Raw genomic sequence first — 21,933 nt, forward strand, 5'->3', positions numbered from 1 at the left:
GTTTCTATAACTACAAAATATAAATTATCGTTCACGGGCTTGCCGCTGAAGGCCAAAAACTGCCGGGGCAATCGCGACTAACTTCCGGGGAAGTCGAAAAGAAGTATATTCCATCGTTTCCGGAACCTATACCAGCCATGATGTCCCACCCCTACTGCCACCCCCGGCATCGCGCCGCCCGACCAACGTTGTTCTATCTATTATTGCTGTTGTGGCCGGCGTGGTATGGGTGCAGCCTGCCTGCCGACGACTATTCCCAATGGAATGTCGTAGGCGGAAATTTCTCAGGTAACAAATATTCGTCGCTGGCCCAGATCGATACCGCCAACGTGGACCAGCTGCGCGTGGCCTGGCAGTACCATGCCGGCGATACCGACACGGCAGCACATTCGCAGATACAATGTAACCCCATTATTGTAGACGGTGTATTGTATGGCACTTCGCCGAAGCTGACATTGTTTGCTGTAGACGCGGCGACGGGACAGGAGCGGTGGCGGTATACACCTTTTGACACGATTGCCGGGGATAAGACCGGACACTTTATTCTCAACAACAACCGCGGCGTAACGTACTGGTCCGACGGTCAGCACGATCGCCGTATCTTTTACACCGTGGGTCCTTTTTTGCAGGCTGTCGATGCCACGACCGGCAAACGCATCATGAGCTTTGGCCGCGATGGCCAGGTGGACCTGCACACGGGCCTCGGCGAGGCTTTTCAAGAGCTCTTCATCACGCATACATCGGCTCCGTCTATTTATAAAGATCTGCTCCTGACGGGAACGCGCGTATCCGAAGCGATGGACGCCGCACCAGGTCATATCCGCGCGTTTGATGTGCGCACCGGCGAGCTAAAGTGGATCTTTCACACCATCCCGCAACCGGGAGAACCCGGTCATGAAACGTGGGACAACCCCGACGCCTATACGCTGACCGGCGGCGCCAACAACTGGATGGGCATGACCATCGACCACGCGCGTGGCGTTGCCTATGTGCCGACCGGTTCTGCGTCCATGGATTTCTATGGTGGCAAGCGCACCGGCTCCAACCTCTATGCCGATTGCCTGTTGGCTTTAGATGCAAACACGGGCCGGCGTCTGTGGCACTTTCAATATATACATCACAATACGTGGGATTGGGATCCATCGTCCTCGCCGGTGCTGGTTACGGTAACACACGGGGGTAAAAAGATCGACGCCGTCGTGCAGACGACGAAGACCGGCTTTGTTTTTTTGTTTAATCGCGAAACCGGGGAACCTCTTTTTGACATCGTCGAAACACCGGTCGATACCGTGACGCAATTGGAAGGCGAGAAGCTGTGGCCGACGCAGCCGATACCGCAAAAGCCGGCGCCGTTCATTCGACAGACCTTTACCGAAAAGGATATCAATCCTTTTTTGCCATCGGAAGAGCAACAGGCCCTGCGCGAAAAATTACGCAAGCTGCACACCGGGCGTATGTTTATGCCGCAATCCAAAGACGGACCATCATCTTCCCCGGACTGGATGGCGGTGGTGAGTGGGGTGGCCCTGCGGTAGATCCGACAACGGGAGTACTGTACGTCAACGCCAACGAAATGCCGTGGGTGCTGCACATGCTTGATGCTGAAAAGAGGGAGGCCATCGAGAACTATGGTGCCGCCGGGCAACGCCTTTACCGGCAACATTGTATGGCATGCCATGGCACCAACCGGCAGGGGAGTGGTAATTATCCCTCATTGTTAGAAGTAAGTAAGAAATATACACCGCAGACGCTGGTGGAGTTTGTCAATACCGGACGGCGTATGATGCCTGGCTTTCAACATCTCAGCACGGAAGAGAAGAATGCTATTGCGGTGTACATTCTTAACCTGAAAAAGCGGCAGGAACGGCCTTACGAAAAACAGTTATCGTCGGCAGAAGAGTTTCGGAAGTTGCGCTATAACATTTCGGGGTATAACAAATTTGTAACACCGAAAGGATTACCCGCCATTGCGCCGCCCTGGGGTACGCTTACGGCTATCGATCTAAATACCGGCGAGCATGTGTGGAAAAAGGTATTAGGGGAAGATGAGGAGATGAAAGCATTGGGGGCCACGATTACCGGTACGGAAAACTACGGAGGCCCAGTGGTGACACAAGGGGGATTGTTGTTTATCGGTGCGACCAAGGATGGAAAGTTAAGAGCATTCCATAAACGCACGGGCGAATTGTTGTGGGAAGCCTCCCTGCCCGCTCCGGGATTTGCTACACCGGCTACGTTTGAAGTGAATGGTAAACAATACATCGTTATTGCCTGTGGCGGCGGGAAGCTGGGTACGAAGTCGGGTGATTCGTATGTAGCGTTTGCGTTGCCTTAACCGTCGGAATGGTGCGGATGTATCGGGTGTCGACGGTGACTGGCGCAAGTGTTAGTACCGAGCGAAGCGGAGGTGCGCACTTGTGCCCAGTATGGCGGCAGTCTCCGACTGCCTTGGTGTATGACGACGTTGGATGGCTACTTTTCGGCTTCGACAAACGGAATTCAAGAAACTCCATTGTCGCAATCAATTACCCCAAAAAACACACAGTCAAAAACGACGACGCCTTTCGAGAGCACGAAACTATTTGTTATCTTGATCCAACCGTTAGCTAAACCAACCGTTTTCACATGAGTCGCAAATACAAATTTCAGGACCAGGAAGCCGTATACTTCGTAACATTCACCACAATCTATTGGCTCGATATCTTTATTCGCCAGGAATACAAAGATATTTTTTTAGATAGCCTTCGTTATTGTCAAAAGAATAAAGGACTGGAACTATACGCTTATTGCATCATGAGCAGCCATGTTCATATGATCATTGCCAGACGTGGTGAACAGGAGCTTCCGGACATCATGCGAGACATAAAAAAGTACACAGCCTCGCGGCTCATTGACGCTATCAAGAATAATCAACAAGAAAGCCGCCGTGATTTACTGATGTGGCTGTTTAAAAAGGAAGGGAAGTTTAACAGAAGTAATGAGCAGTATCAATTTTGGCAGCATCATAGCCACCCCATAGAGCTTAACACAGAAGAAAAATTATATCAGCGCATGGAGTACATTCATAATAATCCAGTTGAGGCTGGAATAGTCTCGCAGCCAGAACATTACTTGCATAGCAGTGCTATGACCTATGCTGGGTTTTCAAAAGGGCTGATTGATGTTATTTTGATTTAAAAAAGCGTTTGTTTTCGTCGCACGATTGTCGGTTGAATCAGGCATACTCGAATGCAGTCGGAGACTGCAACCATACAAGGCACAAGTGCGCACCTCCGCTTCGCTTGGTGCTAACACTTGCGCCAGGGCTTCGACAACAGCCTCGGAATTGATGAACATGGCAGTGACAGCGATGGCAGATATAATTTAATATCATAAGATTTTAATAGCCTCGTTCAGGATGCTTGAGAAGAATGCTTTTGTATAATATGGTCCCGCACCGTTGGTTAGGAGAATAAAGGTGGTGCCGGTGGCGGGTTCAATAAAGGCAAAGGATTGGTATTTTAGAGTGCCGCCGGGATGACCGATGAAGATGCGGTCGCCAAGTTGGAATTGCGTGAGGCCGAGACCGTAGCGGTCGATGGTGACTTCGCCATAACGTAGTGAACGATCGCCCATAGTGGTCCAGGTGGTCATCGCGGTCAGGCTTTCTTCCTGGAGAATGGTTTTCTCGACGAATACTTTTTTTAATAGGGTGGCAAGATCATCTGCGGAAGCGTAGGCGGCACCATCGTAGCCATAGTGTTCCTGCCACGTGGAGACGTTCCGGGAGGATAGGGCGTTTTCAGCGTAGAAGGCCTGGCCGTATACGTCGCCCGTATCGAGTGTTATGTCGCGTAGGCCTATCGACGTATAAAAGTCGTTGAATATTTTCTGAGCGGATTGACCGCTTACCTGTTCGAGGATTTGTTGGAGCAGAATATAATTGCTGTTGCTGTAGCGAAATTGTCCGAGTGCATAGTTGTTGTCGGATGGGATGAGAGCAATTTTTTCGGGGGTCGTGGCCGGGGCATTGCCGTTGAAGGCGCTTTCAAGCCAGGCTGGGTTTTGTGTGTAGTCGGGAATGCCGCTGGTATGATTCAATAGGTGGCGTAATGTGATGGCGGAGAACCAGGAGATGGTGGTAAGATCTTTTTCCGCGATATAGTGGTTGATGGGATCATCCAGCCGGAGGTAATTCTGTTCGACGTATTTCAGGATTACAATGGCAGATAAAAATTTGGTTGTGCTGCCGATGCCATATGTTTCGATTTCCTGAATATCGGCATGTGGGTTTTTGTAATGAAGGGCATATGTGCCGGTATCTTTTTGAATTAAAACTGTAAGTGTGGGTAGATTGTTTTCGCGCGCTAGTGCTACTATCCGTTCTTTGGGGTCGCCGCTGATGGCGGGATTGTCATCGTGGCAGGCAGACAGTGATGTGAGTAGGGCGAATGTGCACAAGCATATGCCTCGTTTGATGCTTCTAAGGGAGCAGCGGTGTTTCATGTCGTGAAGATGCTCTTACACGGGCAATAGTTTTAGCCGTTCGTCAACTCTGTTTGCTTTTCGAGATTGGCGTGGAGCTTCCGTATGCGTGCTTGTAGTGAAGGTATGGGCTCGTGTGCGATGACCGTTAGGATCTCCTGGAAAGGATCCCGGAATTCGGAGTATATGCGCGAGAGGTCGTAAAGGCTCTGCAGGGCGTGCACGCGGACCAGTTTGCTTTCGTTGGGGTTTCGTGTCCAGTATTGTAATATTTTCCAGACTTCGTTCGCTTCGTCTGGTAACAATGTAACGCGTACGATGAGTTGAGCCAAATGCCATCGTAATTCCGGATGATCGGATGTAGTGAACAGTCGCAGCAGGTCGAGCTTATGGGGGCGTAGAAATTCCTGGTGCTTGACCGTGACCTTTTCTATGGCGTCGGCCGCCCGGAGTACCAGAGGCCGTTCATGGTGGTATAGAAGCTCAAACAGCGAGTCGAAGGAAAGCTGATCTTTGATGCGCGCGAGCAATACCTTGTTTTGGCGGTTAGTGCGCATGAGCAACGTTGTCAACGACTGGTCCATAGTTTACAAAGGGGTATTGTAAAAATCGTGCCGTGTTACCAGTAGCGTCAGGCGTTCTTCCAGTGGATGACTACGTGTTTGTTGCAGCGACGTACGGCATCGATAAACAGCTCGAGGTCTTTTTTTCTGAGCAGTAATATTTCCTGATCGTCAAGGTCGATCGCGGGATCGAAAGCAATCGAATAGCGATCGAAGCGCATGCCGTCGATCAACATTGCGCGATAATTCAATTGCATATTATGGACGTGAGCGATGCGCTTGATACTGGCCAACGGTACCGATTTATTTTTTCGGAATCCTTTCAGGTATACAAATTGCTGATCGTAGTATAGATCATATGTTCGATTGATCACACCGTACATCCAGGCGACCAGGACAAGCAAAAAAATGAATGCTACGATGTTTGCCGAGCTTGAATGTTTGTAGTCGGTTGTGGAGAACAAAATCATCAGCACCAACAACAAGGCCACGGGCACAGCGAGCGCATTCAGAATATTGATGGGGCTTAACAGTCGCATAATCTTGTCTTCCAATAATACCGAAAGATTGATGCAGGTAACTTCCGGTGTTTTGCATTCACCTGAAAATTTCCCCGAAAGGGGTATTGTCACATGTTCGTGGACGGACTTTTTTTGTGTTGCGTTACAAGACACCGCATCTTTGATACATGAAAACACTACACCTGTTTCGCTTTGTTCTTTTTGTCACGTTCAGCGCCGGCCTATTGGGAGGTTGCCAGGATGACCCCGGGCCCGGGGCGTTTGCAACGGTCGAGACATCGTCGATGTCCGACGTGACGCCAATTTCCGCGACGGGTGGCGGTACCGTCGCTGACGCGGGCGGATCGCCCGTTTCCTCGCGTGGCGTTGTATGGAGCACGCAGCACAATCCCACGGCTGATCTGCTCACCAAAACGGACGATGGCACGGGCGAGGGTGGCTTTGTCAGTCTGTTAACCGACCTCGTGCCGGGCACGACCTACTATGTGCGCGCCTATGCCACCAATGGTACGGGCATCGCGTACGGCGAGGAAGTGACATTTCTTGCGAACGAGCCGTTCACCACACTGGATAATGCACTGATGGCTAAAATGAATGAGCTTTCCATACCTGCGGTGTCACTGGCCATCGTTCGCAACGAACGACTTGTCTACGCGCAATCGTACGGTTACGCAGACAAGGAAGCAAACCAGGTGGCTGCAAATGCCGATCGTTATCGCATTGCCAGCCTATCAAAACCGATCACGGCCATTGCCATTCTGAAACTATCGGAAACGGGCACGCTTTCGCTGGACGATGCTGTCGTTGGTGCCAATGGCATCCTGGGCAATGACTTCGGTGCACCGCCGGTGGGTTCGGACAAGGACAAGATCACCGTACGGCACTTGTTGAATCATACCTCGGGATGGATCAACTTACCCGATGATCCCATGTTTCGTGCGGTTAACCTGACACAGGCGCAGCTGATCAGCGACCTCCTGGCGAATCGACCGCTGGCATATGCTCCCGGCGCGCATGACGAGTATCTCAACTTTGGATATTGCGTACTGGGACGCATAATCGAGAAGGTTACCGGGCAGTCCTATGAAGCTTATACGAAAGCGATGCTCGCGCCCATGGGTATAACGGACATGCAGATCGCCGGTAATACATGGGAGGCGCGGCTGCCGGGGGAGGTGAAGTATTATCAGACTGAGTTCAGTCCGTATAGCATGAACGTTGCGCGCATGGACGCGCATGGTGGCTGGGTGGCATCGGCAACGGACCTGGCGCGTTTTATGGTGCGTATCGATCGGGGGACACATGTACCCGATATCGTATCGTCGTCGTTGCAGACGATGTATTTTAAAGACAACTCCTGGGTGCATTCCGGTTCGCTGCCGGGGACGTCATCGCTTCTGGTGCGGTTAGACAATACGTTTAGTTTTGTGGTCCTGGCGAATACGCGCACGGAGGATAATTATAATCGGATTCTTCAGGAATTGTATACGATTGTCCGGGAACAGATTTTAATGAGGGGTGCATGGCCCTCGTATGATTTGTTTGAGAAGTAGATGTTGCCACAGGTAGCGACGGTGTGTCGGGAATGGTTTTTTCGCCGTATGTGAAACAACCAAGACGAGATATGAAAGCAGTTACGATCCATGAATTTGGCGGCCCCGAGGTGCTGCAGGTGGAAGAGGTGAAAAAGCCTTTGCCACGCGATAATGAAGTGCTGATCGAAGTGCATGCTTCGAGTTTGAATCCGGTGGATGCAAAGTCTATTGAGAAGGATTCATATTACCGATCGCAAATGCATTTACCGACCACATTGGGTATGGATGTGGCAGGTGTGGTGGAAATGGTGGGTGATAAAGTGAAGCATATTCAGGTGGGCGACCGGGTATTTGGGCAAGCGAGTGTTTTACGGGAAGGCTCCGGGGCATTTGCGGAATATGCGGTTACGGCGGAAGATTCGGTTGCCGTGATGCCGGAATGTCTGGGGTTTTTAGAAGCGGCGGCGGTGCCGTTAGCGGCGACGAGCGCATACGAGGCGATCTTCGAACATATGAAGCTGCAAGCCGGACAACGCGTGCTGATCCACGGCGGATCCGGTGGTATCGGTTCGTTTGCGATTCAGATGGCCAAGCATGTTGGTGCCTACGTTGCGGCCACGGCTTCGGGTGATGGTGTGGAATTTGTTGAAAGCCTGGGTGCCGATGAAGTGATCGATTATCGTAAAGACGCCTTTGAATGGAAGTTGCGCAACTATGACGCCGTGCTCGATACCGTCGGTGGCGGCATCTATAATCAATCTTTTCATGTACTTAAGCGCGACGGCATTATTGTGTCGATGTTAATGAAGCCCGACGAAAATGCAATACGGCAATTTGGTGTGCGGGCCGTATTGGAGATGACCCGTATCGACCGCAGGGTGCTTGCAAAAGTGGCGAAGCTAATCGATGAAGGTGTCTTAAAAGTGCACATTTCGGCGATCTATGCGCTAACGGAAGCAAAAGAAGCTTACCGCGCCAAGGACGAGCACCAGATCCTGGGCAAGATTGCCATTGATGTGAAACAAGGTAACTATGTAAGTGGGTAACGATTTGTAGAAGATCGGAAGCAGCCGGGAAAAGCACTACACGGTAAACGTGCCTGTATCAATTATTTTTGCGGGCACGCTATTTATGTCTGTACGAATGTCGATCTGGAAAATAGTATCGGCAATATCCCGAGATGTGAATTTCCGGATAACTGCCGCCGCTATATTTTGACAGCCTTGCCAATCTATGATGGGTAAGTGTGCGATCGATACCAGAGGCTGTTTTTTTTGAAATAAAAAAGAACAGCCTCTTCTTGTTTCTATACCGTTCAATTTTCAATTCCAGCAGAGCCCCGACTACTTCAGGAAGCGTTGATAGGCTTCGATCTTCGCGGCCAAACGTTCTGCCAAATAGTGACTGCCGTCCTTCAGCTCATCGTAGATCAACAGCGCTTCGGCTTTGTAGGCTTTTTTCTTTTCGTTGTCCCAATAGAACGGCGGCGCGTAGAGGTTGGTGATGCGGTCAGCCATTTTTACAGCCCAGACTTCTTTTGGTTGCTTTTTGATACGGGCCAGGCTGTCGAGCATTTTGGTTTGTTTGTCGGCAATGGCATTGCTTTTGGTGAGGGCGAGCACACCTTCGGCCACGACGGAGCCGAACTGGTTGGCAATTTCGTCGTAGGTCAGCGCAGTGTCTTCCAGCGTGTCGTGTAGAATGGCACAGTGTATGGCGAGGTGGGTGTCGAAGTCTTTTTCAATTGCGGCGGCAGTAAGTACTTCGAATGCCACGCTGCCGATATGGTTCATGTATTCGATTTGTTCGCCGGGGTTGGAGCCGCCGTATTTTTGTCCGTCGTGCATGCGGGTCGCGAGCTGCCAGGCATCTTGCAATGCGTCAATGGGCCAGGGGTTGGTCATAGTTGCGAAATAATAAAAGTGAGAAATTTGTGAAAGATCTGTCGGGAATTGCCGAGGTCCGGATCTGATGCCGGTCGACGGGCATTGGAAGTGTAGATATGGTATCTTCGTATAACAGGATATACGGAAAAAGGCACTATGGGTTACATTCGCGAATGTTACGAACGCATCATCCAGTTGAGCGAACCGGAATGGAGTTTTATTGCTTCACATTTTCATCAGCATGTCTTTACCAAAGGCGCCGTGATCACCCAACAAGGTGAGCTGGAAAACTATCTCTCTTTTGTCGAGCGTGGTGCCATACGGTTCTATATCCCGGGCGATGAACATGACGACGAGGGGTGTTTGAGTATACCTTCGTTGAGTCGCAACGTCTCAAGGCCGTGGTCGATTACAGTTGAATATTTCGATTGGGCATTTATAAAACAGACGCGCACTTTTGCAGGTGCCACCGCGCGAATGATTCAGCATGAATATGATCACACGCGCAAAGTATTATACCTGGACTATCTGAGTCTTCGCAGGAATCTTTGCGGGCCGTCGATCTCGGGGTTTTTTATTCGGGTTGCCATGCCATCGATTTATCTATTTTCATGCCCCACCTCATGCTCTTCAACGCCAGGCATAATATTTAACGGCTATTGTCCCTAGCTATGGCATTTTTATCGGAAATCAAAATGAATTTCTTATGAGAACCTACAATCAGCAAATCGAAGACGCTTATGCCAGCTCGCGGCGCGAAGGCGATGGGATGCGCAACCGCGAAATTGAGCGAAGTTCCGGTCAGGACCGCAGGAACCGCTATCGGGATGATAAATATTCATATTCCCATGAGCCCTATCCTGAAAATGAAATATCACACATGTCGGAACGCGGTAATATACGCGGTAATGCTGAACAGCATACCGGTATACATCGCGGCAAGGGTCCCCGGAATTACCGTCGTTCAGACGATCGTATAGTGGAAGATGTCAGTGAATGTCTGGCGGACGATCCTTATGTGGATGCCTCTGGCATTGCAGTAGAGGTAAAACTGGGAGAAGTGGTGCTGTCGGGCACGGTGCCGGATCGCATGATGAAGCGTCGTGCAGAAGATATTGTTGAGGCGGTACCCGGGGTGTTGCAAGTTGAGAACAGAATTCGAATAGAAACGACGTTCGAGCAGCAGGGCGCGCCCGAAACGGTTGGTGAAAATTCTAATAAGGGCGAGCGCGAAATTGAAATTCGCCGGAATGTAACGGCATAAGACGTAACTGTAGAAAGGAAGCAAATGACATACGATCAGAGAAAGTTAGGCGTGGCATTGGTGGGCCTGGGCCGGTATAGCGAAGGACAGCTGGGGCCGGCGCTGAAGGAAACACAACACTGTTATCTCGCTGGCGTCGTAAGCAGCAGCGAAGAAAAGCGGAAGCGATGGCAGGCGCAATACGACCTACCGGGCAGCAATCTTTATAACTACGATACTTTTGAATCGATGGCGGCGAACCCCGCCATTGATATTGTATATGTGGTTTTGCCGAACGCATTGCATGCTGAGTACGTTGTTCGTGCAGCACGAACAGGCAAGCATGTTATTTGCGAGAAGCCGATGGCAACTTCCGTGGAGGAGTGTCAACGGATGATCCGCGCTTGCCAGGAGGCCGGCGTGTTGTTGTCGATCGGGTATCGGCTGCACTTCGATCCGTTCAACAAAGAGATGATGCATCTTGGGCAGGATCAAGTTTTTGGCAACGTAAAACGTATTATTGCCGATGATAGCATGACGCTGGAGAAAGAAGAATGGCGGCTCGACGGCGCCCTGGCAGGCGGTGGACCGTTGATGAACAACGGCGTTTATTGCGTGCAGGCTGCCCTGTTTGTTACCGGCGAATTACCGGTTGCCGTGCGGGCCGAGTTTTCGCCGAAGACTAAGCCGGACTTGTTTCGTACGGTGGAGGAGGGTATTCAATGGGAAATGGAATTTGCCAGTGGGAAAAAGGCGCTTTGTGAGAGTAGCTATAGCAAAGACGGCAATTTGCTGCGGGTCACTGCGGAACGTGGGTGGTTTGAATTGAACCCCGCGTATGAGTATAAAGGGTTGAAAGGCCAGACGTCGGAAGGTCCGATGGAGTTTCCGACGATCCGTCAGCAAGCGGCGCAGCTGGATGATTTTGCGTTGTGTGTTAAACGTGGTGTAACATCCCGGGTGTCGGGTGAGATGGGTATGCGTGATGTAGAAATTATGATGGCTATTTATGAATCGGCGCGAAAAGGCGGCGAGCGGGTGACGTTACACCTGGAAGCATACCAGGACTTAATTGAGCTGTAGATAGTAACATGCGGGAATGGTCAAATTGGTCGGGATCGTTACGGTTCACGCCCCAGGAATATGTGCGTCCGGAAAATGAAGATGCGTTGGCGGCAGTGATTCGTCACAGTCGCTCCGCCGGAAAGAAAGTGCGGCTGGCGGCAGCGGGACATTCGTCTTCGCCGCTGGTAGCGACGTCGGACACATTATTACACTTACATCATTTTAAAGGACTGGTGTCATACGACACCTTCAGGCGAACGGCCACATTTCGTACGGGCACTACCATACACGAGGCAAACATGGAATTGCAGCGCGTCGGGCTGGCATTGTTCAACACGGGCGATGTGGATGTGCAGACGCTGGCGGGCGCTATTGCGACCGGTACGCATGGCAGTGGCCGGGCCCTGCAGAACCTGGCATCGATATTACAGGGTGTGCGGATGATAGATTACGAGGGGAATGTCCAGGTGTTTTCGGAGGAGACACATGCCGAAGTGATGCGTGCGATGCGCGTGTCGTTGGGGGCATTGGGTATCTTTACGGAGATTGCCGTGAGCGTGCTGCCGTTGTTCCGGCTACGACGATTGGAACTGTGTACCGATGTCGAGACGTGTCTGGAACATTTTAATGCCCTGTCGGATGAGAACCGGAACGTGGATTTTTATTGGTATCCGCGCAGCGATGAAATCAAGGTACGGGTGCTGAATGAACCAGGACGCGGTACCGCATCTTTTCCTGCCGGCTTTCGTTGCGTCGATGACGAGGAAGGATTCGTTGGCGAGATATTGCCGCGCAAACGTACCCTGAAGTTTGATGAAATGGAGTATGCGTTGCCACGCGAGCAAGGCATAGCATGCTTTCGTGAAGTGCGGGAGCGCATGAAAGATAAACATCGGCAAATGGTAGCATGGCGTGTGTTGTATAGAACAATTGCAGCAGACCAGAATTACCTGAGTCCGCATTACGGCCGGGACAGTGTATCAATCTCACTTCACCACAATGCCGGCTTGCCGTTTGAGGCGTTCTTTAACGACATTGAACCGATCTTTCGTGCACACGGCGGACGACCGCATTGGGCAAAGAAACATAACCTCCGGGCGGAGCACCTCCAGGGTTTATATCCGGAGTGGAGTGCTTTTCGCGCTGTACGTACATCATTTGATCCGGAAGGTTGTTTTATGAATGATCATTTACGCGAGTTGCTTAATCCGGAAGACAATGGCTGAACAAGCGCTGGGTAAAAAGACATGGGCATTTGCGGCCGGGCACATTCCGTTGACGTCGACGGGTCATGAGCCGACTTTTACAAGTCATGATAAAATTGCAATTCTAAACACGTCTGCGCAGGATGCTGACATTACGATCACCATCTTTTATGAAGACGGGGACCCTGTCAAAGATCACACGATATGTGTGAAAGCGAGGCGGATACGCAAGATCCGTTTTAATGACCTGATCAACCCCCTGCCCATTCCGTTGGATAAACTATTCGGATTTATCATACAATCCAGCGTCGCCGTTGTCGTACAGTTTAGCCGGATGGATACACGTTCTCGCAGCGCCACAGGTTTTTGTGTAACACCTTTCCACGCATCCGCGTAATATAGCTATGGACGAAACAAACGCTGCCCTCGGCATCCTCACCAGCATGATCACCCCTGCGGTATTGATCATGGCGAGCGGATCTTTAATCATGACGACCTCCCAGCGGTTGAGTCGTGTTATTGAACGTGTGCGAAAGACGTCACAGGAGTTTATGCAAATCGAAAGGAGTCACGATCCGGAGTCGGCCAATGAGGCTAAACGCCGGATTCTCTATACGTTGTTGGAAAAGAGCGCACGGCGCAGCAAGCTGCTGACACGCGCCATGACGTTTTTGTATGTGAGCCTGGGTCTTTTTGTTACGACCAGTCTGGCGATCGGTGTGGTTGCCATTACACACCTGCGGTATACCTGGATCCCCACCGCGCTCGGCATGATAGGCGCCAGCTTTTTGTTTTGTGCGTCGGCAATCCTGATCATTGAATCGCGGCTTACGTACAGCGTCATTGCCGACGAGGTGGACTTCGCGATCGAAACCAGCCGGCCCAACGCGCCGGAATTTGTAAAAAAGGCCGTGCGCAAAAGCTGGCGCAATTTGTTTAAGCTATAGGGAATATATAAGTGCTAGGGCTGTGTCAGTTTTCCGAAGATCTCGGCAAAAGGATCTCTGCCAACGACGGTATAAAAGAACAATGCGCCAAGCCAGCCGTGGAAGACCCCCATAACATAGATATTTCGGCTTCGGAGATAGATGAAACCATACAACAGGGCCAGGATAGTGGTGCCGATCATAAGCCAATAATAGGGATAATGCATCAGGCCAAATAGTAGCGCGGCGGTTACAATAGCAGTTGCGTGATTGACAGAATGATTTTTTAGATCTTGTAAGTTGCCCGCCACCAGGGCGACGACCAGGAATTGTTGAATGCAGCCCCAGATGGGATAAAGCAGCAGGATTGGAAAAATATGCCAGGTAAGGTTAAGCGTTCCCCGGTAATATCCGACGAGAAGGCAGAGCACGATGGCAGTGACAGCGAAGGGCAGTACTCTGCGAGCTACATCCTTGAATGTATCACGTCGGAAACCCCAGTAGGATAGGATTCCGGGCGTGCTTCGGCACCTGTAGAGAACGTAGATCGTCCATCCTCCGATAATGGAAAGTATAAACGGTAGTTTCCACTGCAATGTATCCATGAATATAAATTTTCCCACGGCTGTTAGGAGGACAGCTACTATTTCAGCTATTCTGTGGTTGTCGGGAATAATGGGGTTGATAGTATCTTTCATGGCGATGGTTATCGAAGATATTATTCCTTCGTGGGCTCCGGCATGGCAAGTTTGCCCATGAATAAAATGCAGTCGGATTTTTCTCGCGGATGACAAAGATGAAAGGGTGGTTAGCGATGAAATCGCGCGGCGTTGGCGCCGCGCCTCGGATCGCCATACCGATGGCTGTTGCGGCGGCGGCTTCGGTACCTTCTTCGTTTACGTCGATAAAGGCTTTGTGAAGAATATCGGATATAAACAGATTTTCCGGACCGTCGTAAATGCCTGTAAAGTCAGCTTGACTCGCATTGAACGAACGTGTCATCCCGAAATCCTTCAGGATTTTTTGTACGTCGATACGGTGGTCCATCTTAAATCGTGGAAATACGATCTCTTTAAAAGGTACGGATTGGCAGGAGCTCGTCCATTCGATATAGTTTTCCGCGGTAAGATATTGCTCCTCGAATGTCTTCATGTCGCCTTTGGGCAGCAGGACAATCAGCGAATAATCTGCGTTTTTATAGGGTAATTCCAAAACAGATACAACTTCATTTTCAAAGCCCGGGAACTTTCCCGCATGTTGCATGAACATAGTTTTTATGGGATCGCCAGACGTCGGATAAAAATTTTGTGACGACGTGAGCTCTTTTTTAAAGGGAGAAGCCCAGGAGTCTTTAAAGTAGACGGCGTTGGTTAGCACCATGAGTACATCGGAATGAATGGCCTCTGTTGGCAACAGCTCTTTGATTTTGTTGTTTGTCTGGGTTTCGATCGTCTTGTTGATCTCCTGTCGGGCACCTTCGGGATCGTCGAAATTAGCCTCCTTCAAGCTGGTCTTAAAATACTCGGCGGTGATTGTTAAAAATTCCTGTTGAAAGGGAACTCCTTTTTGTACCCACACCGTGTTGACAACCCTAAAGGGGCTGCCCGCGGCGGTCACATCTTGTATGAGGTATGAAACTTCGGCACTTTGCTTTTCTGGTTTCTTCAGGAAACCCATGACAGTTTTTATTTCTTCCGCGGTTTCATTGCGTGCGCCGGGATATACCATCGACAGGGCGATGGAGATACTGACGGGTGAAAAAAATACATTTCCCGGCTCTTTTTCACTGTGTTGTTTATAGAAGTCGATAGAAAAGGACGTGTTGGCGGCGGCCACAAGCCCTTGCGCCGAAAGGGTTTGGCAGGATACTAATACAGTGAAGATGCCAACGGCCAGGCCGGTCTTTATTTTCATGGTAGGGGGTCCGATGTATTGGACCGCGAAATCTACAAATACCGAGCCGGACTTATACGCTATAGATGCTATTTTTCTGGAGTGGTGAAATCATTACTTTCGGTTATGGTAACATTAGATTATTTCCGCAAAGTCGCCTTGTCTTTTCCAGAGGCTACGGAAGAGCCGCATTTTGAGAAGGTATCGTTTCGTGTGCGGAAGAAGATATTTGCAACCTATGATGCCGGGAACAACCAGGCATCGCTCAAGTTGTCAGAAATGGACCAGAATATTTTCTCGGCAGCCGATAAGACTGCCATTTATCCCGTCCCTAACAAGTGGGGTAAACAGGGTTGGACATTGGTGGAGCTGAAGAAGGTAAAAAAGAAATTATTTCAGCAGGTTTTGATGACCGCCTATTGTACGGTTGCGCCCGCAAAATTGGCTGAACAGGTCACTGGAGAATAGACTCCTCCAGGAAGAAGTTAAAGATTTTTAAAAAAAAATGCCAGAATATGTCCAGAAGCGTCAGATCGATTGTCAACTGGGCATACAATCAAAAATTTCAACATTATGAACAATCGACTTAATCCCTGGGAAAAAGGGCAGGCAGCTTTAAAAACGCTTTTTGGCATGGGTGGTTATCTAAAGAAGTCACCCATTGGCGCCTCGCTGCGCGAGCTGATAGAATTTCGTTTGTCGCAGATTAACGGCTGCGCCTACTGCCTCGACATGCATTATAAAGATGCGCGTGCGCACGGCGAGACGGAGCAACGGTTGTACGGCCTGAGCGCATGGCGTGAAGCTCCTTATTATACCGACCGCGAGCGTGCCGCATTGGCCTGGGCCGAAGCTGTTAACAAATGCGATGTGTCTGACGCAGTGTATGCGGAAGCATTGAAGCAGTTTTCAGAAGAAGAGCTGGTAGACCTTACGCTGGCAGTGGCGTCGATCAATGCCTGGAATCGTGTCAATATCGCTTTCCCACAAAACATTGGAACCTACCAGGTAGGCCAATTCGGTTAATTTTGAGTTTTAGTGAAACATAAACCAGAACTTTAACCTATATGTTATGAACGAATTCTTATTGATCATTCACCGGGACCTGACCAGTAAAGATGCAACGCCGTCGCCAGAGCAAATGCAGCAATCTATTAAACCTTTCCAGGATTGGATCGGTGGCATTGCGGCGCAGAATAAGCTGGTGGCGCCGCCGCGGCGCTGGGATCTGACGGGTCGCGTGGTGAAGCAAGACAATGTCGTACTGAACGGACCGTATGCTGAAATCAAGGAGTCGGTCGGTGGGATGTTCTTTATACGTGCGAACGACTACGAGGAGGCGGTGGAGATAGCCCAGGGATGCCCCATTATTAAATGGGGTGCTGTAGTGGAAGTACGTATGGCGGCGCCCACGATGTAAGTTGCAGTAAAAGAATGTCTTTGTAGTTTTACCCGGGCATTCTTACGGAAGATGGACGACAAAGCCTTGATACCGCATTTGTTCAGAACGGAGTACCGGAACATCGTTTCGGTACTTTCGTATTTGTTCGGTATTCAGCACATCCAGGTTGCCGAAGACCTTGTGAGCGATACGTTCCTGACGGCCACCGAGCACTGGAGTCTGCATGGCGTGCCGGACAATCCCACGGCCTGGCTATATACGGTCGCCAAAAACAAAACCCGGAACTACCTCAAGCGGAATACGCTCTTTGAGAAGCAACTTTCGCCCGAGCTACGCTACACCGCTGAGAAGGCGGAGGAGCTCGACCTGGACCTGTCTCATAAAAACATTGCCGATAGTCAGCTGGCGATGATGTTTACCATCTGTAACCCTGTAAATTCAACGGAGGCGCAAGTGGCTCTGGCGTTAAACTTGCTGTGCGGGTTTGGTACACAAGAGATCGCCGATGCTTTTCTGACAAACAAAGAGGTGATCTACAAACGCCTGAGCCGTGCCAAGGAGAAATTAAAGGAATCCAACATCCGGATTGAGCAACCTACGTTGACGGAGATAAATGAACGGCTTAATACGGTCCTTACGGCGTTATACCTACTGTTCTCGGAGGGATATTACTCCACGTCTCGGGACACCACGCTACGCAAAGACCTCTGCGCAGAAGCTATGCGGTTGTGTGCACTATTACTGGATAATGACATTACCTGCAAGCCGCCGGTACATGCGTTGCTGGCACTGATGTGTTTTCATGCTTCGCGATTCGACGCGCGGGTAAATGAGCAAGGAGAGTCGATCTTGTATCAAGACCAGGACGTGGCGTTGTGGAATCGTGAATTGATCGCGCGCGGCACCTATTTTTTAAATGCCGCCTCGATCGGTACAGCGGTAACACGTTACCACTTAGAGGCTGGAATTGCTTACTGGCATACGCAGAAAGAAGATACTGCCGAAAAATGGGAGAACATTCTAAGCCTGTATAACGACTTATTGATCCGGGAGTATTCGCCCATTGCTGCCTTGAACCGTACGTTTGCGTTATCAAAAGCACATGGTAAGGAGGTCGCGATTGCAGAGGCGGAGAAACTAAAGCTTACGACCAATCCATTTTACTACTCTTTGTTAGGTAATCTATACACGGGTATCGACAATCGTAAAGCCTTGCAACACTTTGAGACGGCGGCGAATCTGACTACCTCTGCCGCAGACAAGGCAACCCTGCAACGCACAATCGCGCGACTGCTGGAAAACCAATAGCGTACGGCCTTTTATCGATTTGACGCAATCGCCTGGTCGAGACTATAGGGGTACGTAGGCAGGGCGCTCAGGAGAAATGAGGCGGCGGCGCCAGTCCACACCGAGTAGTCTAGCGGTGCTTTCATGCCGAAGCTAATGGTCATTGCCAGGGCAAACAACAGTAATACTATACCCGAGGCCAAGGATGCGAGGCGTATTTTATAGCCAATGAGCAATAATGCGGGTAATATTACTTCCAGCGTAGTGGCCACGATGGCCAGTACGTTGCCCAGGAGTGGCGGCACAAAACTGTTAACCGAATTGGAATATGCGATAAAGTTCTGCCAGTTGCCCCAACTCACGCCCGGAGTACCCGGTGCCCCCCACAGACCAAACCGATCGGCTACAGCCGACAGATAGGATGCGGACAGCGCCAGGCGCAGAAATGCCTGTGAAAGGGTTGTTGTGGTTGTTTTCATATCGTGAAGGATGCCCCCAAAGATCTGGTATCGCCAAAGCTTCCTTCTTAAACTGGTTTAAGAAATGCGACATGCACAATGATCAGGATTTTTGCCTGTGTACCATTTCGGGAAAAATGACAGGGAAATGGGAAATATGAGCCGGTATTTTTACTGCTCAACCTTAAACCTTTATGTCTAAAAAAGTTATTCTTATTTCGTTCGCCTTTTCCCTGGTTGGATTGGTAGCGGAGTTTCTCATGTTCGTTCCTGTTCAAGAGGCCGTGTTCCCCCTGCTCGCTGAAATACAGCACCTGTTGAGCATTGTGCAAATTCGAACCCACGGTTTCCTGGAGTATGCACGGGTATGGCAGGGGCCGCGCATTGGCTTTCCGGATGTGATTTGTTATCTGATGCTTTTTGCAGGTGCAATTCTGTACCGTACGTCAAAGAGGCGTGAGACCCGGTTGATACGTTTTGTGCTATCGATTGTTATGATGAGCAACGTATTGACGATCCTTTTCTCTATTCTCATGCCATCCGCTTTTCGCAGCCAATTTCAAGTCGATCTCTCGTTGATGGGATGGATTTTGTACGGTATTACGCTGGCAAAGAATGCAGCACTGGCATATTTCTCGTATCGGGTGTTGCAGGTGCTGCGTGCTGAAAAGGTGCTGGTTACGGTACAGTCAGGTCTACCCGAAGAACCGATTCTTATGTTGCAGGAGGCCTCGGGGCCACAACGATTTACAAATGCTTTAATCGATCTGATCGTATGTGTATTGATCTTTTTGCCGCTGGGCACCCAGCTTGTACCAGAGTGGCTGTCCAGGATGGAAGAGACCTTTGGCTCCCGGAATGCCGTGGTGATACTGTTGGTGATCGCCCGGACGATCTATTACATTCTCTTTGAAATGACCCTCGCAGCAACACCGGGTAAGTTTATGACCGAAACCCGCGTGATGGATGTCGATGGAGATCCGGCAATTCCCGGCCTTATTGTAAGGCGAACGCTGTCACGGTTTATACCATTTGAACCTTTGTCTTTTTTCTGGAATGGCCTGTGGCATGACAATATTTCGTATACACGCGTGGTAAAGGAGGAGCAGACAGGTGTTGACGGTACACGTTATCTCCTCATTTTTCCGGCTATCGTCGCGCTGGGCATTATACTATACAATATGGACGGTATCTTTTAAATCTATCGCGCAGTGGCAGAATAAAAATAAGTCGGTTGAAGCGAGGCTGTCTATGTAGGCAGCCTTTCTTTTTTGATCGTTTTTTCGTAATATCGATAGTGGTTGTGTAAGATACGTGTAGCGGTGATTTTCATTCCGGTTTATCTGCATACTATGGCTGCCGAAGAAGCATTGATTCATATTGCCGAAGGAATTACGCGGGAGAATATCGCCAGTCGAATGTCGCTGGCGGTAATCAGCCTGCCGAAAACACTGGTGGAACGAGCCGACCTGGTAATCGTTCTTTCCAACGAGTCCTATGAGCTGTATATGTTGCGCATGATGAAACAGGTGTCACGGATGATGGAATATAATTACCTGGAATATTGTGGTATTCCATTGTTGGCCAGTTCATGTGTAAAACCCGACGATATTGTCATCAAAGTAGCAGGTGAGGGTGAGCGGTGCGAAATAGACCGGTTGCGCACGTTGGGAAATCGTTATGTGATTGTGTCAGAGCCTGTGTTGCGTACAAGTTATTTGCAAGGCGATACAGACGACCTTTCGTTGTCGGTCATGGTGGGCTTCGTCATGGACGCTATTCTGCTTTCTCTTCTGGTCATTTTCGCGTAGACTCGTTTCATTCCTGGTTTCCGGAGAGGTCGGTTTTAGGAATTGAACGTCAAAGTTTGAATCTTTGACCGAATTTTCATTTTTATGTACTCCAAAAACTGGCTGATATTAAAAGACGACGCTAAAAAGACCTTTGAAGTCTGCGGGCAGGACGGTAATACAAATGCCTTCATGAACCGAACGATCGGCATGCAGCGGCTGGGCATGCAGGTGAGTGGTGTCACACCGCCGGTCAGCAATACAAACTCCAACCGGACCTCCATAAAGGTGCAGGGCTATACGCCGGAAGAAGGATTGGAAGAACGGTTGATGGTTCAATACCGTGCACTCATGAAGGGTTCGATCGACGAGGAATAGATGGCAATGAAATTGACCGCGCTATTCGACGACTTTTTTCATAGTGAGAAATCGTCTGGGTTGGTACTGATGGGGTGTACAGTGGTATCACTGGTGCTGGCCAACTCGGTATGGCAGCATGAATATTTGGCTTTTTGGGATTATCACGTGTTTGATCACAGTCTTTCGCACTGGGTCAATGACGGATTGATGGCCATCTTTTTTTTGCTTGTCGGACTGGAACTGGAACGGGAGGTCTACATTGGGGAGCTCTCCACGCTGCGACAGGCGTTACTACCGGTAGTTGCCGCCATGGGCGGTATGCTTGTGCCGGCAGGCCTTCATTTCGCTTTTAACCACGGTACGCCTACACAGGCAGGCGCGGGTATTCCGATGGCAACCGATATTGCTTTTGCATTGGCGGTGTTGTCGCTGCTGGGAAACCGTGTGCCGGTATCGTTAAAGATCTTCTTGACAGCGCTGGCTGTGATTGACGACCTGGGTGCCATATTGGTTATCGCCATTTTTTACACCGGCTCACTGGCCTGGACAAACTTGCTGATCGCGCTCGGCGTATTTGGTATATTGTTGATCTTGAACAGAGCGAAGGTTCGTAACCTCATACCGTACCTGGTTGGCGGTATCGTAATGTGGTATTTTATGCTGCACTCCGGTATTCATGCAACCATTGCGGGCGTGTTGCTGGCGTTTGCCATACCGTTTGGAAATGGTGATGAAAAATCTACTTCGTATATTCTACAGCACTTTTTACACAAGCCTGTCGCATTTTTCATTCTACCGGTTTTTGCGCTGGCCAATACAGCCGTGACGCTTCCTGCAGACTGGATACACTCATTGGTGGAGGCCAACAGCCTGGGCATCTTTGTCGGCTTGTTTGTCGGCAAGCCGTTGGGTATTTCGATATTTTCATACGTCTCGTCGTTGGTAAAGCTGACACGCCTTCCGGACGATCTTTCGATGGGACAGATTATTGGTGCAGGTTTTTTAGGGGGTATTGGATTTACGATGTCGATCTTTATTACGTTGCTGGCATTTGACGAACCACACTTTATCAGCGAGTCGAAGATTGTCATTCTTCTTTCGTCTATACTGGCGGGTGGCGTGGGTTTTATACTACTGAATAGGGCCTGCCGCGCGAAGTCATCGGCGGAAGAATCACTTACGTGATCAAAAGTTGCCCCGGCAAGAATCGAACTTGCACCACAAGGTCCGCATCCTTGTATCCTGATCCATTAGACGACAGGGCATTAAATCAGTGTGAGAGCGAAAGTGAAGGAAAACAGCGTGAATGTGTTCGCTCTCGCTTTCACGCTCACT

General features: G+C 50.0%; 27 protein-coding genes, 1 tRNA gene and 1 pseudogene. 20 read left to right on the plus strand and 9 right to left on the minus strand.

The window, feature by feature from the left end; translation table 11 throughout:
• The first annotated feature begins 137 nt into the window (after positions 1–137).
• From KK062_RS03140 to KK062_RS03150, 4 genes and pseudogenes are all read left to right on the plus strand, one after another.
• On the plus strand, positions 138–1,535 hold the full coding sequence (locus KK062_RS03140) for an outer membrane protein assembly factor BamB family protein (protein WP_254082775.1): 1,398 nt from the start codon (positions 138–140) through the stop codon (positions 1,533–1,535).
• A pseudogene (locus tag KK062_RS31215) lies at positions 1,499–1,582 on the plus strand (hypothetical protein); the annotation flags it as partial. The gene KK062_RS03140 and the pseudogene KK062_RS31215, both read left to right, overlap by 37 nt.
• Positions 1,583–1,591: 9 nt before the next feature.
• Positions 1,592–2,335: a c-type cytochrome gene (locus tag KK062_RS03145; RefSeq protein ID WP_254082776.1), complete on the plus strand. Its 744-nt coding sequence runs from the start codon at positions 1,592–1,594 to the stop codon at positions 2,333–2,335.
• A gap of 290 nt (positions 2,336–2,625) precedes the next feature.
• Positions 2,626–3,177 (plus strand): REP-associated tyrosine transposase, encoded by a 552-nt coding sequence (locus tag KK062_RS03150; RefSeq protein ID WP_254082777.1) that lies wholly within the window; start codon positions 2,626–2,628, stop codon positions 3,175–3,177.
• A 192-nt stretch (positions 3,178–3,369) separates the two neighbouring features.
• Here KK062_RS03150 and KK062_RS03155 read toward each other — a convergent pair whose 3' ends face one another.
• The 3 genes from KK062_RS03155 to KK062_RS03165 form a co-directional block, all read right to left on the minus strand.
• Positions 3,370–4,440, minus strand: a complete 1,071-nt coding sequence (locus tag KK062_RS03155) for a serine hydrolase domain-containing protein (RefSeq protein ID WP_254082778.1) — start codon at positions 4,438–4,440, stop codon at positions 3,370–3,372.
• Between the two features lie 77 nt (positions 4,441–4,517).
• Positions 4,518–5,048: a HEAT-like fold family protein gene (locus KK062_RS03160; RefSeq protein ID WP_254082779.1), complete on the minus strand. Its 531-nt coding sequence runs from the start codon at positions 5,046–5,048 to the stop codon at positions 4,518–4,520.
• A 47-nt stretch (positions 5,049–5,095) separates the two neighbouring features.
• On the minus strand, positions 5,096–5,659 hold the full coding sequence (locus KK062_RS03165; protein ID WP_254082780.1) for a hypothetical protein: 564 nt from the start codon (positions 5,657–5,659) through the stop codon (positions 5,096–5,098).
• Positions 5,660–5,715: 56 nt separating this feature from the next.
• Between KK062_RS03165 and KK062_RS03170 the strand changes: the two genes are divergently transcribed.
• A complete protein-coding gene (locus KK062_RS03170) occupies positions 5,716–7,101 on the plus strand; it encodes a serine hydrolase (RefSeq protein ID WP_254082781.1) in 1,386 nt (461 codons plus the stop codon).
• Between the two features lie 71 nt (positions 7,102–7,172).
• The gene (locus tag KK062_RS03175; protein ID WP_254082782.1) at positions 7,173–8,129 is read left to right on the plus strand and encodes an NADP-dependent oxidoreductase; all 957 of its coding nucleotides are present in this window, start codon (positions 7,173–7,175) and stop codon (positions 8,127–8,129) included.
• Between the two features lie 297 nt (positions 8,130–8,426).
• Here KK062_RS03175 and KK062_RS03180 read toward each other — a convergent pair whose 3' ends face one another.
• Together KK062_RS03180 and KK062_RS30670 are read right to left on the minus strand one after the other, a co-directional pair.
• The gene (locus KK062_RS03180) at positions 8,427–8,987 is read right to left on the minus strand and encodes an HD domain-containing protein (RefSeq protein ID WP_254082783.1); all 561 of its coding nucleotides are present in this window, start codon (positions 8,985–8,987) and stop codon (positions 8,427–8,429) included.
• Between the two features lie 207 nt (positions 8,988–9,194).
• Entirely contained in the window at positions 9,195–9,317 is a 123-nt protein-coding gene (locus KK062_RS30670) for a hypothetical protein (protein WP_262899146.1), read from the minus strand.
• A gap of 30 nt (positions 9,318–9,347) precedes the next feature.
• On the opposite strand from KK062_RS30670, the gene KK062_RS03185 reads away from it, so the two are divergent.
• Genes KK062_RS03185 through KK062_RS03210 form a run of 6 tightly spaced genes read left to right on the plus strand, consistent with a single transcriptional unit; the run spans position 9,348 to position 13,429 of the window.
• Positions 9,348–9,638, plus strand: coding sequence for a peptide deformylase (locus tag KK062_RS03185; protein WP_254082891.1), 291 nt, complete (start codon positions 9,348–9,350; stop codon positions 9,636–9,638).
• Between the two features lie 37 nt (positions 9,639–9,675).
• Positions 9,676–10,233, plus strand: a complete 558-nt coding sequence (locus KK062_RS03190; RefSeq protein ID WP_254082784.1) for a BON domain-containing protein — start codon at positions 9,676–9,678, stop codon at positions 10,231–10,233.
• A 24-nt stretch (positions 10,234–10,257) separates the two neighbouring features.
• Positions 10,258–11,295, plus strand: a complete 1,038-nt coding sequence (locus tag KK062_RS03195; protein ID WP_254082785.1) for a Gfo/Idh/MocA family protein — start codon at positions 10,258–10,260, stop codon at positions 11,293–11,295.
• A gap of 8 nt (positions 11,296–11,303) precedes the next feature.
• Positions 11,304–12,503: a D-arabinono-1,4-lactone oxidase gene (locus KK062_RS03200; protein ID WP_254082786.1), complete on the plus strand. Its 1,200-nt coding sequence runs from the start codon at positions 11,304–11,306 to the stop codon at positions 12,501–12,503.
• The gene (locus KK062_RS03205; RefSeq protein WP_254082787.1) at positions 12,496–12,879 is read left to right on the plus strand and encodes a sensory rhodopsin transducer; all 384 of its coding nucleotides are present in this window, start codon (positions 12,496–12,498) and stop codon (positions 12,877–12,879) included. The genes KK062_RS03200 and KK062_RS03205 overlap by 8 nt, the downstream gene beginning before the upstream one ends.
• 7 nt (positions 12,880–12,886) lie before the next feature.
• Positions 12,887–13,429, plus strand: a complete 543-nt coding sequence (locus KK062_RS03210) for a DUF2721 domain-containing protein (RefSeq protein ID WP_254082788.1) — start codon at positions 12,887–12,889, stop codon at positions 13,427–13,429.
• A gap of 14 nt (positions 13,430–13,443) precedes the next feature.
• Here the strand turns inward: KK062_RS03210 and KK062_RS03215 are convergent, their stop codons facing one another.
• Both KK062_RS03215 and KK062_RS03220 read right to left on the minus strand, forming a co-directional pair.
• Positions 13,444–14,106, minus strand: a complete 663-nt coding sequence (locus KK062_RS03215) for a CPBP family intramembrane glutamic endopeptidase (RefSeq protein WP_254082789.1) — start codon at positions 14,104–14,106, stop codon at positions 13,444–13,446.
• The gene (locus KK062_RS03220; RefSeq protein WP_254082790.1) at positions 14,057–15,322 is read right to left on the minus strand and encodes a serpin family protein; all 1,266 of its coding nucleotides are present in this window, start codon (positions 15,320–15,322) and stop codon (positions 14,057–14,059) included. Before KK062_RS03220 ends, KK062_RS03215 begins: the two co-directional genes overlap by 50 nt.
• Positions 15,323–15,427: 105 nt before the next feature.
• Here KK062_RS03220 and KK062_RS03225 point away from each other — a divergent pair, with 105 nt between their 5' ends.
• The 4 genes from KK062_RS03225 to KK062_RS03240 all read left to right on the plus strand — a co-directional run bounded on the left by KK062_RS03225 (position 15,428) and on the right by KK062_RS03240 (position 18,011).
• Positions 15,428–15,769: an MmcQ/YjbR family DNA-binding protein gene (locus tag KK062_RS03225; protein WP_254082791.1), complete on the plus strand. Its 342-nt coding sequence runs from the start codon at positions 15,428–15,430 to the stop codon at positions 15,767–15,769.
• A 105-nt stretch (positions 15,770–15,874) separates the two neighbouring features.
• Positions 15,875–16,327, plus strand: a complete 453-nt coding sequence (locus KK062_RS03230; protein ID WP_254082792.1) for a carboxymuconolactone decarboxylase family protein — start codon at positions 15,875–15,877, stop codon at positions 16,325–16,327.
• A 46-nt stretch (positions 16,328–16,373) separates the two neighbouring features.
• Entirely contained in the window at positions 16,374–16,721 is a 348-nt protein-coding gene (locus tag KK062_RS03235; protein ID WP_254082793.1) for a YciI family protein, read from the plus strand.
• Between the two features lie 51 nt (positions 16,722–16,772).
• Positions 16,773–18,011, plus strand: a complete 1,239-nt coding sequence (locus KK062_RS03240; protein WP_254082794.1) for an RNA polymerase sigma factor — start codon at positions 16,773–16,775, stop codon at positions 18,009–18,011.
• A gap of 11 nt (positions 18,012–18,022) precedes the next feature.
• Here KK062_RS03240 and KK062_RS03245 read toward each other — a convergent pair whose 3' ends face one another.
• A complete protein-coding gene (locus KK062_RS03245) occupies positions 18,023–18,469 on the minus strand; it encodes a DoxX family membrane protein (protein WP_254082795.1) in 447 nt (148 codons plus the stop codon).
• Between the two features lie 173 nt (positions 18,470–18,642).
• On the opposite strand from KK062_RS03245, the gene KK062_RS03250 reads away from it, so the two are divergent.
• The 4 genes from KK062_RS03250 (at position 18,643) to nhaA (ending at position 21,783) form a co-directional block, all read left to right on the plus strand.
• The gene (locus KK062_RS03250) at positions 18,643–19,647 is read left to right on the plus strand and encodes an RDD family protein (protein WP_254082796.1); all 1,005 of its coding nucleotides are present in this window, start codon (positions 18,643–18,645) and stop codon (positions 19,645–19,647) included.
• 153 nt (positions 19,648–19,800) lie between these two features.
• Entirely contained in the window at positions 19,801–20,259 is a 459-nt protein-coding gene (locus tag KK062_RS03255) for a hypothetical protein (RefSeq protein ID WP_254082797.1), read from the plus strand.
• A gap of 84 nt (positions 20,260–20,343) precedes the next feature.
• Positions 20,344–20,616: a hypothetical protein gene (locus KK062_RS03260; RefSeq protein ID WP_254082798.1), complete on the plus strand. Its 273-nt coding sequence runs from the start codon at positions 20,344–20,346 to the stop codon at positions 20,614–20,616.
• Positions 20,617–21,783: a Na+/H+ antiporter NhaA gene (nhaA, locus tag KK062_RS03265; RefSeq protein ID WP_317195736.1), complete on the plus strand. Its 1,167-nt coding sequence runs from the start codon at positions 20,617–20,619 to the stop codon at positions 21,781–21,783.
• Positions 21,784–21,790: 7 nt separating this feature from the next.
• Here the strand turns inward: nhaA and KK062_RS03270 are convergent.
• Positions 21,791–21,863, minus strand: a tRNA-Arg gene (locus tag KK062_RS03270).
• Between the last annotated feature and the right edge of the window lie 70 nt (positions 21,864–21,933).

This window comes from Dawidia cretensis, assembly GCF_018598175.1.
Lineage (GTDB): Bacteria > Bacteroidota > Bacteroidia > Cytophagales > Cyclobacteriaceae > Ohtaekwangia > Ohtaekwangia cretensis.